Annotated in this window: 14 protein-coding genes; 12 read left to right on the top strand and 2 right to left on the bottom strand. The window is 73.4% G+C overall.

All coding sequences use genetic code 11. The features are described from left to right. Nucleotides 1-55: 55 nt before the first annotated feature. Together G6W55_RS25170 and G6W55_RS25165 are read right to left on the bottom strand one after the other, a co-directional pair. A complete protein-coding gene (locus G6W55_RS25170; protein ID WP_030791182.1) occupies nucleotides 56-826 on the bottom strand; it encodes a DeoR/GlpR family DNA-binding transcription regulator in 771 nt (256 codons plus the stop codon). Between the two features lie 112 nt (nucleotides 827-938). Beyond that, a complete protein-coding gene (locus tag G6W55_RS25165; protein ID WP_175523108.1) occupies nucleotides 939-1748 on the bottom strand; it encodes an NAD(P)-dependent oxidoreductase in 810 nt (269 codons plus the stop codon). 159 nt (nucleotides 1749-1907) lie between these two features. Here G6W55_RS25165 and G6W55_RS25160 point away from each other — a divergent pair, with 159 nt between their 5' ends. The 12 genes from G6W55_RS25160 (at nucleotide 1908) to G6W55_RS25105 (ending at nucleotide 14595) form a co-directional block, all read left to right on the top strand. Beyond that, nucleotides 1908-2849 carry a 5-dehydro-4-deoxyglucarate dehydratase gene (locus G6W55_RS25160; protein WP_175523107.1) on the top strand — a complete coding sequence of 314 codons (942 nt, stop codon included), beginning with the start codon at nucleotides 1908-1910 and terminating at the stop codon, nucleotides 2847-2849. After that, the gene (locus G6W55_RS25155; protein WP_175523106.1) at nucleotides 2846-4009 is read left to right on the top strand and encodes a hypothetical protein; all 1164 of its coding nucleotides are present in this window, start codon (nucleotides 2846-2848) and stop codon (nucleotides 4007-4009) included. Before G6W55_RS25160 ends, G6W55_RS25155 begins: the two co-directional genes overlap by 4 nt. 58 nt (nucleotides 4010-4067) lie before the next feature. After that, nucleotides 4068-4694, top strand: a complete 627-nt coding sequence (locus tag G6W55_RS25150) for a TIGR03086 family metal-binding protein (protein WP_175523105.1) — start codon at nucleotides 4068-4070, stop codon at nucleotides 4692-4694. 75 nt (nucleotides 4695-4769) lie between these two features. Then, nucleotides 4770-5531 carry an MBL fold metallo-hydrolase gene (locus tag G6W55_RS25145; protein ID WP_175523104.1) on the top strand — a complete coding sequence of 254 codons (762 nt, stop codon included), beginning with the start codon at nucleotides 4770-4772 and terminating at the stop codon, nucleotides 5529-5531. A gap of 160 nt (nucleotides 5532-5691) precedes the next feature. Continuing rightward, nucleotides 5692-6348, top strand: a complete 657-nt coding sequence (locus G6W55_RS25140) for a GntR family transcriptional regulator (RefSeq protein ID WP_175523103.1) — start codon at nucleotides 5692-5694, stop codon at nucleotides 6346-6348. After that, nucleotides 6345-7256, top strand: a complete 912-nt coding sequence (locus G6W55_RS25135; RefSeq protein ID WP_175523102.1) for a dihydrodipicolinate synthase family protein — start codon at nucleotides 6345-6347, stop codon at nucleotides 7254-7256. Before G6W55_RS25140 ends, G6W55_RS25135 begins: the two co-directional genes overlap by 4 nt. After that, nucleotides 7253-9016 carry an L-arabinonate dehydratase gene (gene araD / locus G6W55_RS25130; protein ID WP_175523101.1) on the top strand — a complete coding sequence of 588 codons (1764 nt, stop codon included), beginning with the start codon at nucleotides 7253-7255 and terminating at the stop codon, nucleotides 9014-9016. The genes G6W55_RS25135 and araD overlap by 4 nt, the downstream gene beginning before the upstream one ends. 135 nt (nucleotides 9017-9151) lie before the next feature. After that, entirely contained in the window at nucleotides 9152-10087 is a 936-nt protein-coding gene (locus tag G6W55_RS25125; RefSeq protein WP_175523100.1) for a carbohydrate ABC transporter permease, read from the top strand. Continuing rightward, entirely contained in the window at nucleotides 10084-10983 is a 900-nt protein-coding gene (locus G6W55_RS25120; protein ID WP_175523099.1) for a carbohydrate ABC transporter permease, read from the top strand. The genes G6W55_RS25125 and G6W55_RS25120 overlap by 4 nt, the downstream gene beginning before the upstream one ends. Beyond that, nucleotides 10980-12158 carry a Gfo/Idh/MocA family protein gene (locus tag G6W55_RS25115; protein ID WP_175523098.1) on the top strand — a complete coding sequence of 393 codons (1179 nt, stop codon included), beginning with the start codon at nucleotides 10980-10982 and terminating at the stop codon, nucleotides 12156-12158. Before G6W55_RS25120 ends, G6W55_RS25115 begins: the two co-directional genes overlap by 4 nt. Continuing rightward, on the top strand, nucleotides 12155-13003 hold the full coding sequence (locus G6W55_RS25110; RefSeq protein WP_175523097.1) for a PmoA family protein: 849 nt from the start codon (nucleotides 12155-12157) through the stop codon (nucleotides 13001-13003). Before G6W55_RS25115 ends, G6W55_RS25110 begins: the two co-directional genes overlap by 4 nt. Beyond that, nucleotides 13000-14595: a glycoside hydrolase 43 family protein gene (locus G6W55_RS25105; protein ID WP_254876435.1), complete on the top strand. Its 1596-nt coding sequence runs from the start codon at nucleotides 13000-13002 to the stop codon at nucleotides 14593-14595. Before G6W55_RS25110 ends, G6W55_RS25105 begins: the two co-directional genes overlap by 4 nt. Nucleotides 14596-14661 lie beyond the last annotated feature (66 nt).

Here is a 14661-nt window from a genome sequence, read left to right as displayed (position 1 = left end):
ACGGACGGCCCACGACCAGGCCACGGCCGGCCCGTCGCGGCACGCCGGACGGCTGTCAGACGCGGACCACCTGGGGCCCGAGCAGCGAGTAGCGGTGGGCCTCGGCGGAGGGCAGCAGGGTGCTGGTCACGATCGTCTCCAGCGCGCCGATCTCGGCGAACCGGCAGAAGCTGACCGCGCCGAACTTGGTGTGCACGCCCGCGAAGACCACCCGCCGGGCGGCCCGCACGGCCTGCGCCTTCACCTCGCCGACGGCCGGGTCCGGGGTGGTCAGCCCGTGTTCGCGGGAGATGCCGTTGGCGCCGAGATAGGCGAGGTCGACCACGAAACCGGCCAGCATCTTCGTCGTCCAGTGGTCGACGGTGGCCAGGGTGCCGGAGCGGACCCGGCCGCCGAGCAGCAGCACGGAGACGTTCTCGGCGCCGGCGAGCGCGCCCGCCACCGGCAGGGAGGCCGTCACCACGGTCAGCGCCCGGTCCCCGGGCAGCGCCTCGGCGATGAGCTGCGGCGTGAAGCCCTCGTCCACGAAGACCGTCTCGGCGTCCCCGAGCAGTCCGGCCGCGGCGGCGGCGATCCGGCGCTTCTCGGGCACATGGCTGGTGGCGCGGAAGGCGAGCGTGGTCTCGAACCCGGCGCTCTCCACCGGGTAGGCGCCGCCGTGTGTACGGCGGACCAGGCCATGGTCCTCCAGAGCGCGCAGATCCCGGCGTACGGTCTCGCGGGCCACGCCCAGTTCGGTGGCGAGCGCGGCGACGTCGACCGCGCCGGTGGCACGGGCCGCGCGCACGATCGCGCGCTGGCGTTCCTCCGCCGTCCTCGGCGTCATGTCCGCACCTCGCTCCCTCGCCCGTGCGGGCCCGGTGGGGCCCCTGGGGGCAGTATCGCAGCGGGTGCGGGGGCGATGACCAGGTCCGTTGCGGATCCGGTGGCGCGTGGGCTCAGTACGGCCAGATCGGCGGGTCGCTGACGAAGTGGCCGCCCAGGCACGCGTGCGCGGGGTTGTCCGGATCCAGCTCGCCCTGCTCGGCGATCAGCTTCCCGGCGTACGGCTCGGAGTCGTCCCGCGGTTCGTAGCCGAGCGCCCGCGCGGTCGACAGGTCCCACCACAGACGCGTGTTGGCGGAGGAGCCGTAGCAGACGGTGTGGCCGACGTCCTCGGCGGTCAGGGCCGCGTGGAGGAGACGGGCGCCGTCGGCGGGGCTCAGCCACACCGACAGCATCCGCACGCTGGTGGGCTCGGCGAAGCAGGAGCCGATGCGCACCGACACCGTCTCCAGGCCGTGCTTGTCCCAGTAGAGCTGGGCGAGGTCCTCGCCGAACGCCTTGGACAGGCCGTAGAAGGTGTCCGGGCGGTGCGGGGTGCCGACCGGGATCAGAGGATCGCCGGCGCCGGGGTGGGGGGTGAAGCCGACCGCGTGGTTGGAGGAGGCGAAGACGATCCGGGGGACGCCCTCCTCGCGCGCGGCCTCGTACAGGTGGTACGTGCCCTCGATGTTGGCCTTGAGGATCTTCTCGAACGGGGCTTCCAGGGAGATGCCCGCGAGGTGGATGATCGCGTCGACGCCCCGGACCGCCTCCCGGACGGCCCGCGGGTCGGCGAGGTCCGCGGTGATCGCGTCCGGCGCGCCCTCGACCGGGTGCAGATCGAGCAGACGCAGGTCGTAGCCGTACGCGGGGAGCAGCTCCCGCATCAGGGTGCCGACGCCACCGGCGGCTCCGGTGAGCAGGACGGTGCGGGGAGCGGGCATCCTCGGATCTCCAGAGTCATGAGCAGTCGTAACCATGGACGCTATTCACATGCATGGACAAGCTAAGGATTCCTCCGTGATCCCGTCAAGTGTAGGCTGAGGGTGTTCAGAAATGTGGACATCGGTCAGAAGAACGCACGCGTCGTCCTAGGGAGAGCCGTGACCCCAGCCCCCCTCGCCGCCCGCCTCCGCGACCCCGGCGGGCCGCTGTTCTTCCCCGTCACCGCCTTCGCGTCCGACGGCTCCCTCGACCTCGGCGTCTACCGCGCGCACGTCCGCCGCGGGGTCGAGGCCGGCGCGGCGGCGGTCTTCGCCTGCTGCGGCACCGGGGAGTTCCACGCGCTGACACCCGAGGAGTTCGAGGCGTGCGTGGGGGCCGCGGTGGCCGAGACCGCCGGCCGGGTCCCGGTCGTCGCGGGTGCCGGGTACGGGACCGCGCTCGCCGTGCGCTACGCGCGGCTCGCCGAGGCCGCCGGGGCGGACGGACTGCTCGCGATGCCGCCCTACCTCGTCGTCCCCGCCCAGGAGGGCCTGCTGCGGCACTACCGGGAGCTGGCCGCCGCCACCGCCCTGCCGGTGATCGTCTACCAGCGCGACAACGCCGTCCTCACCCCGGAGACGGCCGTCGGGCTCGCCCGCACCGAGGGGATCGCCGGCCTCAAGGACGGCCTCGGCGACCTCGACCTGATGCAGCGGATCATCAGCGCCGTACGCACCGAGGCACCCGGCGACTTCCTCTACTTCAACGGACTGCCCACCGCCGAACAGACCCAGCTCGCCTACCGCGCCCTCGGCGTCACCCTCTACTCCTCCGCCGTGTTCTGCTTCGCCCCCGCGATCGCCCTCGCCTTCCACCGGGCGCTCGCCGAGGGGGACGGCGACACCGTCCGGCGCCTCCTCGACGGGTTCTACCGGCCCTTCGTCGACCTGCGCGCCGAGGGCCGCGGATACGCCGTCGCCCTCGTCAAGGCCGGCGTCCGGCTGGGCGGCCTCGACGTCGGCGAGGTCCGCCCGCCGCTGCACGAACCGGCCGAGGACCACGTCAAACGGCTCGCCCGGCTGATCGAGCGCGGCCACGAACTCCTGGAGGAGACCCGGTGAAGGCGTCGGCGTTCGTCTACCCCTGGGACGTCGTCGGCGACCCCGCCGCCCCCGACCGCATCGCCGCCCTCGGCGTGGAACAGGTGACGCTCGCCGCCGCCTACCACTCCACCCGCGCCCTCACCCCCCGCCACCCCCGCCACCGCGTCGTCACCGCCGAACACGCCGCCGTGCTCTACCCGCCGGACGACCGCTGGCAAGGGCGCGCCCTGCGCCCCCACCCGGCCGGCGACTGGGCCCCGGGCGACGCCTACGGCACGGCCGCCGACGCCCTCGCCCGGGCCGGTCTGGAGGTGCACAGTTGGGTGGTCCTCGCGCACAACTCCCGCCTGGGCGCCGAGCATCCGGACACCTCCGTCGTCAACGCGTACGGCGACCGCTACCCCTGGGCCCCGTGCATCGCCCAGCCCGCCACGCGCGCGTACCTCGTCGACCTCGCCGCCGAGGCCGCCGTACGCCCCGGCGCGCACGGCACCGAACTGGAGTCCCTCGGCTGGTACGGCCTCCAGCACCTGCACGCCCACGACAAGACCGGCGGGATCGCCCTGGGCGAGGCCGGCACCTATCTGATGGCGCTCTGCTTCTGCCCGGCCTGCCGCACCGGCTACGGCGAACAGGGCGCCGACCCCGACGAGCTGGCCGCCGCCGTCCGTGACGCCCTGGAGCCGCTGTGGCGGGGGACCGCGCGCGACGAGGGCTGGGCCGGGGTCGAGAAGCTGCTCGGACCCGCCCGGGCGGCGGCCACGCGCGCGTGGCGCGACGGCACCGCCCGCACGCTCCAGGAGAGCGCGGTCCGCGCGGTGCGGGCCGCCGCCCCGGACGGCTTCCAGGTGCTGCTGCACGCCGACCCCGTCACCCACCACGTCGGCGCCAACCCCGGCGTCGACCCGGCGCACGTCCTGTCCGTCGCGGACGGTGTCGTGGTGCCCTGCGCGGGCGGCCCGGGGCCGCTCGCCCCCTTCGCCGCCCAGGGCCGCGAGGGCGTGGTCCTCGCCGCCAACCTGGGCGTGGTGTCGGGGATGGGCGGCAGCCCCGGGACCCTCGGCGTCGACATGGCCCGCGCGCGCGGGCTGGGGGCCACGGAGATCCGCCTCTACCACGCGGGACTGGCCTCCGACGACGACCTCGATGCCGTACGGGAGGCACTGGCCGCGCGCTGAGACGGGGCGGGCCGTGCGGCGGGCGATGAGTTTCGCGCCCGCCGGCGGTCCACCCCTCATGACTCCTACGACCGACACCACCAGCGGCACCACGACCGACACCGCCACCGGCACCCTCGACCTCGGCCCCCAGGCCCTGGTCGTGGCCCGTCTCGTGGCCGGTGTGCCGGACGAGCGGCTCAGCGGCCGCACGCCCTGCCCCGGCTACCCCGTCCGCCATCTGCTCGGCCATCTGGCCGGGCTCGCCGTCGCCTTCCGGGACGCCGGCCGCAAGAAGCTGGGCGCCACCACCGACACCAGCCCCGAGGCCGCCCTCCCGGACATCGGCCCCGGCTGGCGCGAGGACCTGCCCCGCGTCCTCGACGAACTCGCCGCCGCCTGGCGCGACCCGGCCGCCTGGACCGGAAAGACCCGGGCCGGCGGCATCGACCTGCCCGGAGCGGTCGCCGGTGCCGTCGTCGCCGACGAACTGGTGATCCACGGCTGGGACCTGGCCCGGGCCACCGGACAGCCGTACACACCCGACCCGGCCGCGCTGCACGCGTCGTACACCTTCCTGCGCGCCGCCGCCGAGTCCGACCGCGGCGACGGCATCTTCGGTCCCGTCGTGGCCGTGCCCGAGGGCGCCCCACTGCTCGACCGGGCGGTGGGCCTGAGCGGGCGCGATCCGGGCTGGACGCCGTAGCCGAACCGGGCGCGGGGGCGTAGACGGGTGCGAAACGGGGCGCGCCGGGGCGGGGCGAAACGTACGCTCGCCCCCATGCCCCTCAGCCTCACCGTCCTCGGAACCGCCTCCCCGCACCCCGGGCCCGGCCGGCCCTGCTCCGGCTACCTCCTGCGCGGGGCGGGGGCCGAGATATGGGTGGACGCGGGGCCCGGAACGTTCGCGGAGTTGCAGCGGCACACGGATCCCGAGCGGCTCACCGCCATCTGGATCTCCCATCTGCACGCCGACCACAGCGCCGATCTGCTGTCCGCCGCCTACGCGTTCGCCTACGGCGGGCTGGTCCCGCCGGTCCCGGTCCCGGTGTACGCGCCGCTGGACTGCGCCCGGCGTCTCGCGGGCTTCTTCGGACGCCCCGAGGTCCGCTTCCTGAGCGGTGTCTTCGACTTCCGTGCCCTGTACGACGGTCATACCGTCCGGCACTGGAACATCCGGCTCACCTCCCGCGCGGTGGCCCACGACACCGAGGCGTACGGGCTGCGCGCCGAGTGCCAGGGGAGCGTCCTCGCGTACTCCGGGGACAGCGGGCCCTGCGAGGCGCTCACCGAACTCGCCTCCGGGGCCGACCTGTTCCTCTGCGAGGCCGACATCGACCGGCATCGCGAGAGCGAAGGGTCGCCCCAGGTCCATCTGACCCCCGAGGACGCGGGGGACGCGGCCCGCAAGGCGGGGGTGCGCGAGCTGTACATCACCCATGTCGGACCCACCCTGACCCGGCAGACGGCGACCGCCCGCGCCGCGGCGGCCTTCGGCGGCCCGACCCGCACGGCACGCGAGGGCGAGACCATCCCGTTCTGACATCCGTTCTGGCATCCCGTTCTGACGTCCCGTCGCCCGACCTCTGTCAGAAGCATTGACGAAACACCATGGCGCTCCTACCTTCGACCGCGTCGTACTTCGTACGTCATATATGAGACGCGATACGCGAGATCCCATACGCGAGATCCGAGAGGCGCGCATGACCTCTGTGCCCACGCCGATCCCCTCCCGCACGCAGTACGTGCTGGAGGAGATCAAACGCCGCATCCTCACCGGGCAGTTGACGCCGGGTCAGGCCCTGGTCGAGACCGAGCTGGCCGCGCAGTTCGGGGTGTCCAAGACCCCCGTGCGCGAGGCGCTCAAGACCCTGGCCGGCACCGGACTGGTCGTCATGAGCCAGTACAAGGGCGTCACGGTGCGCATGGTGGACGCGGACATGGCGCGCGAGGTCTACGACGTCCGGCTGCTCCTCGAACCCGAGGCGCTGCGCCGGGCCGTGGTCCGGGGCGCCTCCCTGGACGCGGCCCGGGACGCGCTGACCCGCGCCGACGAGGCGGCCGACACCGCCGAACGGTCCCTGGCCAACCGGGAGTTCCACCGCGCCCTGTATCTGCCCTGCGGCAACCCGCTGCTCGGCCGGATGCTCGACGAGGTCCGGGACCAGGCCGCCCTGGTCTCCGCCGTCGCCTGGGCGGCCTCGCCGTCCTGGGAGCGCGAGGCCGGCGAGCACCGGGAGATCCTCCGGCTCGCCCTGGCCGGTGACGCGGACGGCGCGGGCCGTGCCCTGCACGCCCACATCGCGTCGTTCGTCGAGCGGGCGTTCCCCGAGGCCGCGAACCAGGAAGGCCAACGATGAGCGGCGTGGCGTTCGAGACCCAGCGTGCGGCCCTGGCCGACGTGGTGGCGATCCCGGTGACCCCGTTCGCCGCGGACGGCACCGTCGACGCGGCCGCCCACCGGGCCCTGCTGCGCCGGCTGCTGGACGGCGGGATCACCACGCTCACCCCGAACGGCAACACGGGCGAGTTCTACGCCCTCACGCCCGAGGAGCGGCGGCTCGTCACGGAACTGACGGTCGACGAGGCCGGGGGACGGGCGGCGATCCTCGTGGGCGTCGGCCACGACGTCCCCACCGCCGTCGCCTCCGCCCGGCACGCCCGCGAGCTGGGTGCCCAGATGGTGATGGTCCACCAGCCCGTCCACCCGTATGTCTCGCAGAGCGGCTGGGTCGACTACCACCGGGCGATCGCGGAGGCGGTCCCCGAGCTGGGCGTCGTCCCCTACATCCGCAACGCGCAGCTCCGGGGCGAACGGCTCGCCGAACTGGCCGACGTCTGCCCCAATGTCGTCGGGGTGAAGTACGCGGTGCCGGACGCGGCCCGCTTCGCCGCCTTCGCGCGGGACGCCGGTCCGGAGCGCTTCGTCTGGGTCGCGGGGCTCGCCGAGCCGTACGCCCCGTCCTACTTCTCGGCCGGCGCCACCGGCTTCACCTCGGGGCTGGTGAACGTCGCCCCCGCCGTTTCGCTGAACATGATCGAAGCGCTTCGAGCGGGAGACTATCCGGCCGCCATGAAGGTCTGGGAGCAGATCCGCCGCTTCGAGGAGCTGCGGGCCGCGAACGGCTCCGCCAACAATGTCACCGTGGTCAAGGAAGCCCTGTCGTCCCTGGGCCTGTGCCGACCCGAGGTCCGCCCGCCGAGCCGCCGGCTGCCCGCGGACGAGCGGGCCGAGGTCGCCGCGATAGCCGCCGGGTGGTCCCTGTGAAGCGCTTCGACGAGAACCCCGGAGAGCCCGGCCGGCCCCGCAAACGCCCCGAGGAACTGCGGAGCCACCAGTGGTACGGCACCGAGGGCCTGCGCTCCTTCAGCCACCGCGCCCGCACCCGGCAGCTCGGCTACCTCCCCGAGGAACACCTCGGCAAGCCGGTCGTCGCGATCCTCAACACCTGGTCGGACATCAACCCCTGTCATGTGCACCTCCGTGAGCGTGCGCAGGCGGTCAAGCGGGGCGTGTGGCAGGCGGGCGGTTTCCCGCTGGAGTTCCCGGTCTCCACGCTCAGCGAGACCTTCCAGAAGCCGACCCCCATGCTCTACCGCAACCTCCTCGCCATGGAGACCGAGGAGCTGCTGCGCTCCTACCCGGTCGACGGCGCCGTCCTGATGGGCGGCTGCGACAAGACCACCCCCGCGCTGCTCATGGGTGCGGCCAGCGTCGACCTGCCGACCGTCTTCGTGCCCGCCGGGCCCATGCTGCCGGGCCACTGGCGCAACGAGGTCCTCGGCTCCGGCACCGACATGTGGAAGTACTGGGACGACAAGCGGGCCGGCCTCATCGGCGACTGCGAGATGGCCGAACTGGAGAACGGCCTCGCCCGCTCGCCGGGCCACTGCATGACGATGGGCACGGCGTCCACGCTGACCGCCGCCGCCGAGGCGCTCGGCGTCACGGTCCCCGGCGCCTCCAGCATCCCGGCCGTGGACTCCGGGCACGACCGGATGGCGGCCGCCGCGGGCCTGCGTGTCGTGGAACTCGTCCACCGGGACCGCAGGCTCTCCGAGATCCTCACCCGCGACGCCTTCGAGGACGCGGTCACCACCGTGCTCGGCCTCGGCGGCTCGACCAACGCCGTGATCCATCTGATCGCCATGGCCGGCCGCGCGGGCGTCACGCTCACCCTGGACGACTTCGACCGCATCGCCCGCACGGTCCCGGTCCTCGCCAACGTCCGCCCCGGCGGCCGGACTTACCTCATGGAGGACTTCCACTTCGCCGGCGGACTGCCCGGCTTCCTCTCCCGGATCCCGGACCTGCTCCACCTGGACCGGCCGACCGTCTTCCACGACACCCTGCGCGAGCAGCTCGCGGGGGCCCGGGTGCACCACGACGACGTCATCCGGCCCCGGGACAACCCCGTCGCGAGCGAGGGCGGCGTCGCCGTCCTGCGCGGCAACCTCTGCCCGGACGGCGCGGTCATCAAGCACATCGCCGCCGAACCGCATCTGCTCAAGCACACCGGCCCCGCCGTCGTCTTCGACGACTACCGCACCATGCAGCGCACCATCGACGACCCGGAGCTGGACATCACCGCCGACAGCGTGCTGGTGCTGCGCGGCTCCGGCCCCAAGGGCGGCCCCGGCATGCCCGAGTACGGCATGCTCCCCCTCCCCGACCGGCTGCTGCGGCAGGGCGTGCGGGACATGGTCCGGATCTCCGACGCCCGGATGAGCGGCACGAGTTACGGCGCCTGCGTGCTGCACGTGGCACCGGAGTCGTACGTCGGCGGACCGCTCGCCCTGGTCCGCACCGGCGATCCGATCACCCTCGACGTCGAGGCGCGCACCCTTCATCTCCACGTGGACGACGAGGAGTTGGAGCGGCGCCGGGCCGATTGGACACCGCCGCCCGCCCGTTACGAGCGGGGCTACGGCGCGCTCTACACCGAACAGATCACCCAGGCCGACACCGGCTGCGACTTCGCGTTCCTCGCCCGCCCGGGAAAGGTGCAGGACCCCTACGCGGGCTGACCGCGGCGGTACGGCCGGGCACACGTCTGCCCGGGTAGAAAGCGCTTCCTGTCTCTTCGAGCAGCAGCACGCTCCACGCACGCACCACGCGACCCGGAGCTCCACGCACGACGCGACCCAGAACGGAGAACAGTCATGGCCCAAGCCGCAGCCGTGGCGAAACCGCCCGCGCCACCCCGGCGGCGCCGTGCCTCCGCCGCGCCCCACAGGCTCCCGTACCTGCTGATCGCGCCGGCGGCCCTGCTGATGCTGGGCTTCATCGCCTACCCGGTGATCAGCGTCTTCTACTACAGCCTCCAGGACTACAACCCCACCAAGCCGTGGCGGAACGGCTTCGCGGGCTTCGACAACTTCGTCCACGCCTTCACCGAGGACCCGCAGTTCTGGGACACGCTGACCTTCAGCGCCCAGTGGGTCGTCGTAGAAGTCGGATTGCAGCTCCTGTTCGGGCTCGCGCTGGCGCTGATCGTCAACCAGACCTTCGTGGGACGGGCGTTGGGCCGCGCCCTCGTCTTCTCCCCGTGGGCCGTCTCCGGCGTGCTCACCTCGGTGATCTGGGTGCTGCTCTACAACTCCCAGACCGGCATCACCCGTTACCTCGCGGACGTGGGCATCGGCTCCTACGGCACGAGCTGGCTGTCGGACCCCTCCACCGTCTTCCCGGCGGCGATCGTGGCCGACCTGTGGCGGGGCGTGCCGTTCTTCGCGATCCTCATCCTCGCCGACCTCCAGTCCGTGTCGAAGGACCTGTACGAGGCCGCCGAAGTCGACGGGGCGAGCAGGATCAAGCAGTTCTGGCACATCACCCTGCCCCATCTCAAGGACGCCATCGTCCTGTCCACGCTGCTGCGCGCGGTGTGGGAGTTCAACAACGTCGACCTGCTCTACACGCTGACCAACGGCGGCCCGGCGGGGGAGACCACCACCCTGCCGCTCTACATCGCCAACACCTCGGTCGACGCCCACAACTTCGGCTACGCGTCCGCCCTGACGACGGTCGCGTTCCTGATCCTGCTCGTCTGCTCGATGGTCTATCTGCGGCTCAGCAAGTTCGGAGGGGGAGGCAAGTGATCACCGAGGAGGCCACCCGGGCCGTGCCCGTCCCCGCGCCCCCGCACCCCGCCGACGACCGGCCGCGGCGCCGCGGGTCCCGCGCCTGGGACGAGGCACCCCGCTGGCAGATCTACGTCCCGCTGTCGCTGTACCTGCTCTTCACCCTGGTCCCGTTCTACTGGATCCTGCTCTTCGCGCTCCGCCGGCCGGGCTCGACCTCGCTCGTGCCGTGGCCGGTCACCTTCGAGCACTTCGAAAAGGTCTGGAACGAACGCGAGTTCGGCGTCTACTTCCAGAACAGCGTGCTCACCGGCGTCGCCACGCTGCTGCTCACCACCCTCGTCGCGCTGGCCGGCGGCTACGCCCTCGCCCGCTTCGAGTTCCGCATCAAGCGCGGCTTCATGATCGCCCTGCTGTGCACCCAGTTCGTGCCGGGCGCGCTGCTGCTGGTGCCGCTGTTCCAGATCTTCGCCGAACTGCGGATGATCAACTCGCTGGCGAGCGTCATCATCGCCGAGACGGTCTTCCAGCTCCCCCTGTCGATGATCCTGATCAGCGGCTTCATCCGGAACGTGCCCTACTCCCTGGAGGAGGCCGCCTGGGTCGACGGCTGCAACCGCTTCACGGGCTTCCGGATCGTGGTGCTGCCCCTGCTGCGGCCCGGACTGATCGCGGTCGGCTCCTTCGCCTTCGTGCACGCCTGGAACCACTTCCTGTTCGCCCTGATGTTCCTGTCCGACCAGAGCAAGCAGACCATCCCGGTCGGCCTCAACACCCTGATGAGCGCGGACAGCGTCGACCTGGGCGCCCTCGCCGCGGGCGGCATCATCGCCGCCGTCCCCGTGGTGATCGTCTTCGCCTTCATCCAGAAGTGGCTGATCACCGGCTTCAGCGCGGGGGCGGTGAAGGGATGACCGCACAGACGGAGCCGCGGGCGATCCCCGTCGTCCTCGCCGGCGCCCGCGGCCACGGCCGCTGGCATCTCGACAACATCCGCCGGCTCCAGGACCGGGGGACCGTACGGCTGGCGGGTGTCTGCGAACTGACTCCGCTGGCCCCCGACGAGATCCCCGACGGGCTCGGCACGCCCGCGCAGTCCGCCGACCTCGGCGCGCTCCTCGACACCACCGGCGCCCGGATCGCCGTGCTCTGCACCCCGATCCCCACCCACACCGACCTGGCCCTGACGGCCGCCGCACACGGTGCGCATCTGCTCCTGGAGAAGCCGCCCGCCCCGTCCTGGGCCGAGTTCCGCAGGATGGCCGACGGGGTCGCCGAGGCGGGTGTCGACTGCCAGATCGGCTTCCAGTCGCTGGGCTCGCACGCCCTCCCGGCGATCCGCGAACTGCTCGCCGACGGCGCGATCGGCGAGGTCACCGGGGTCGGCGGCGCCGGCGCCTGGTCCCGCCCGGAGTCCTACTACCGGCGGGCGCCCTGGGCGGGCCGACGGCGGCTGAACGGCGTCGACGTGATCGACGGCGCCCTCACCAACCCGCTCGCGCACGCCGTCGCCACCGCGCTCGCCCTGGCCGGCGCCACCCGCGCCGAGGACGTCACCGCCATCGAGACCGAACTCGCGCACGCCAACGCCATCGAGTCCGACGACACCTCCTGCGTCCGGATCACCACCGCCGACGGCCTCCCGGTCGTGGTCGCCGCGACCCTGTGCGCCGAGGACCCCGACGAGCCGTACGTCGTCGTGCACGGCAGCCGGGGCCGGATCACCCTCTGGTACAAGCGGGACCGCGTCCTGCTCCAGCGCGCCGGACACGGCCCCGAGGAGCGCGAGTACGGCCGCACCGACCTGCTGGAGAACCTGGCCGCCCGTCTCGCCGACGGCAGGGATCTGCTGGTCCCGCCCGCCGCGACCGAGGCGTTCATGCGGGTCGTCGAGGCGGTCCGGGTGGCCCCCGACCCGGTCCGGCTGCCCGGCACCGCCTGGCACCCGGCCGACGGCGGGGCCCGCAGGGTCGTCCCCGGTATCGACGGCCTGGTCGCGGCGGCCGCCGACGGCCTCGCCCTCTACTCCGAACTGGGCGCCCCCTGGGCGTCCACGACCGTGCACCCGGAAGAGGTGAGCACCCGATGACGGCATCCGGGGCACCGCTCGTCCTGCGCGTCGCGGGCCGCCCGGTCGGCCGGTACGTCGTCCGGCCCGAACTGCCCGCCCGGCTCTCCCCGCGCCCCCATCTGCACCCCGTCACCACGCTGTCCGGCACGGCGGTCACCGAGCTGGCCCCGGCCGACCATCCCCACCACCTCGGCGTCGGTGTCGCCGTTCCCGACGTCGAGGGGCACAACTTCTGGGGCGGGCGCACCTATGTCCGCGGCCGCGGCCCGACCGAGCTGGACAACCACGGCGTCCAGCGGCACGGGTCGTTCCCGCTGCGCGCCTCCGACGGCTTCGTGGAGGAGCTGCGCTGGGCGGCCGCGGGCGGCGGGCTGCTGGACGAGCGCCGAACCGTCGCGGCCGCCGCACTCACCGGCACGGCCTGGGCGCTGGACCTCACCTTCTCCCTCACCAACGTCACCCCGGGCCCGCTGTCGATCGGCAGCCCGGCGACGAACGGCCGCCCCGGCGCGGCCTACGGCGGCTTCTTCTGGCGGGCGCCCAAGGAGAGCGCGGCCCCGCGGGTGTTCACCGCCGACGCGGACGGCGAGGCCGAGGTCCACGGCCGCCGCGCCGACTGGCTGGCCCTCGTGGGCGCGGGCTGGACGCTCGTCTTCGCGGGCGCCACCGACACCACCCGCCGCGACCCCTGGTTCGTGCGCACCGCCGAGTACCCGGGCGTCGGCTCCTCGCTGGCCCCGGCCGAGCGGCTGCCGATCCCGCCCGGCGAGACGGTCGTACGCCGGATCGTCACCGTCGTCGCCGACGGCCGGCTCGGCCGCGACGAGGCGGCGGCGCTGGCCCGGAAGGCGGTCGGCCGATGACCCACCTCGATCCGATGACCCACCGCGATCCGGCGACCGACCGCAGTCCGACGACCGACCGTAATCCGACGCCCCACCGCGATTCGGAGACGTACCGCAATCCGGTGCTCGACGCCGACTGGTCCGATCCGGACGTGATCCGGGTGGGCGACGACTTCTACCTCACCGCCTCCAGCTTCTCCCGCGTCCCCGGCCTGCCGCTGCTGCACTCGCGCGACCTGGTCAACTGGACCCTGGTCGGCCATGCCCTCGAACGCCTGGAGCCGGAGGCCGAGTTCGCCGTCCCGCGCCACGACCGCGGCGTCTGGGCGCCCTCCCTGCGCCGCCACGACGACCGGTTCTGGATCTTCTGGGGCGACCCCGACCGGGGCATCTTCCAGGTCAACGCCCCCGAGATCAGGGGCCCTTGGACCCGGCCGACGCTCGTGAAGGAGGGCCGGGGGCTCATCGACCCGTGCCCGCTGTGGGACGAGGAGAGCGGCGAGGCGTATCTCGTGCACGCCTGGGCGAAGTCCCGCGCGGGCGTCAAGAACCGGATCACCGGCCACCGTATGCATCCTGACGGCACGTCACTTCTCGACGAGGGCAAGGTGATCGTCGACGGCGACCGGCTGCCCGGCTGGTTCACCCTCGAAGGCCCCAAGCTCTACCGGCACGACGGACGGTTCTGGATCCTCGCCCCCGCCGGCGGGGTGGCGACCGGCTGGCAGGGCGCCTTCCGCGCCCGGGACTTCTTCGGCCCCTACGAGGAGCGGATCGTCCTCGAACAGGGGGACACCGACGTCAACGGCCCGCACCAGGGCGGCTGGGTGCGCACCCCGTCCGGCGAGGACTGGTTCCTGCACTTCCAGCAGCGCGGCGCCCACGGCAGGGTCGTCCACCTCCAGCCGATGCGCTGGGGCGCCGACGGCTGGCCGGTGATCGGCGACGCGGGCACCCCGGTCCGCACCCACCGGCTGCCGGATCTGCCCGTCCAGCCGCCCGCCGCGCCCGCCACCGACGACGACTTCCCCGGCGGACGCTTCGGCCGCCAGTGGCAGTGGACGGCCAACCCCCGCGTCGGCTGGGCCACCCAGCACTCCGGCGACGGCCTGCGCCTGACCTGCGTGCGCACCGAGGACGCGACCGGGGCCGCGCACGATCTGCGCCGGGTGCCGAACGTCCTCACCCAGCGGCTCCCCGGTACCCCCTGCGCCGTCGAGACCGAACTGACCCTCCACGGCACCCGGCCGGGCGCCCGCGCCGGACTCGCGGTCCTCGGCGACGCGTACTGCTGGATCGGGCTGGAACGCGACGCCGACGGAGGCGTCCACGTCGTGCACCGGTTCGCCGAGACGGACGCCGGCCGCGAACGCGACGCCGCTCACCCCCGGCCCGCCCCCGGGGGCCGGGTCCGGCTGCGCGTCGAGATCGGCCCGTCCGCGCGCTGCCGTTTCAGCTACGACACCGGCGACGGCCCGCGCCCCTCGGGCCCCGTCTTCACCGCCACCCCCTGGCGCTGGGTCGGCGCCCTGCTCGGCCTGTTCGCCCTCGCCGGACAGCGGGACGCCGGCTCGGCCGTGTTCACCGCGTTCCGCGTCACACCGCTCTGAACTCCGAACTCCCCCCACAGCTCCAGATGTCCACGCATCTCCGCCGTATCCGGAAGAAGAAGAGAG

The sequence above is a fragment of the Streptomyces sp. CAI-85 genome (assembly GCF_013363615.1).
Taxonomy (GTDB): Bacteria; Actinomycetota; Actinomycetes; order Streptomycetales; family Streptomycetaceae; genus Streptomyces; species Streptomyces antibioticus_B.
The sequence above is the reverse complement of the archived record's forward strand: the minus strand, read 5'-3'. Positions and strand labels throughout refer to the sequence as shown.

Coding starts and splice junctions, on each gene's coding strand:
- G6W55_RS25150 (WP_175523105.1), top strand. CDS start 4,068: ATGACTCCTACGACCGACACCACCAGCGGCACCACGACCGACACCGCC.
- G6W55_RS25125 (WP_175523100.1), top strand. CDS start 9,152: ATGGCCCAAGCCGCAGCCGTGGCGAAACCGCCCGCGCCACCCCGGCGG.
- G6W55_RS25115 (WP_175523098.1), top strand. CDS start 10,980: ATGACCGCACAGACGGAGCCGCGGGCGATCCCCGTCGTCCTCGCCGGC.
- G6W55_RS25140 (WP_175523103.1), top strand. CDS start 5,692: ATGACCTCTGTGCCCACGCCGATCCCCTCCCGCACGCAGTACGTGCTG.
- G6W55_RS25170 (WP_030791182.1), bottom strand. CDS start 826: ATGACGCCGAGGACGGCGGAGGAACGCCAGCGCGCGATCGTGCGCGCG.
- G6W55_RS25165 (WP_175523108.1), bottom strand. CDS start 1,748: ATGCCCGCTCCCCGCACCGTCCTGCTCACCGGAGCCGCCGGTGGCGTC.
- G6W55_RS25110 (WP_175523097.1), top strand. CDS start 12,155: ATGACGGCATCCGGGGCACCGCTCGTCCTGCGCGTCGCGGGCCGCCCG.
- G6W55_RS25145 (WP_175523104.1), top strand. CDS start 4,770: ATGCCCCTCAGCCTCACCGTCCTCGGAACCGCCTCCCCGCACCCCGGG.
- G6W55_RS25135 (WP_175523102.1), top strand. CDS start 6,345: ATGAGCGGCGTGGCGTTCGAGACCCAGCGTGCGGCCCTGGCCGACGTG.
- G6W55_RS25105 (WP_254876435.1), top strand. CDS start 13,000: ATGACCCACCTCGATCCGATGACCCACCGCGATCCGGCGACCGACCGC.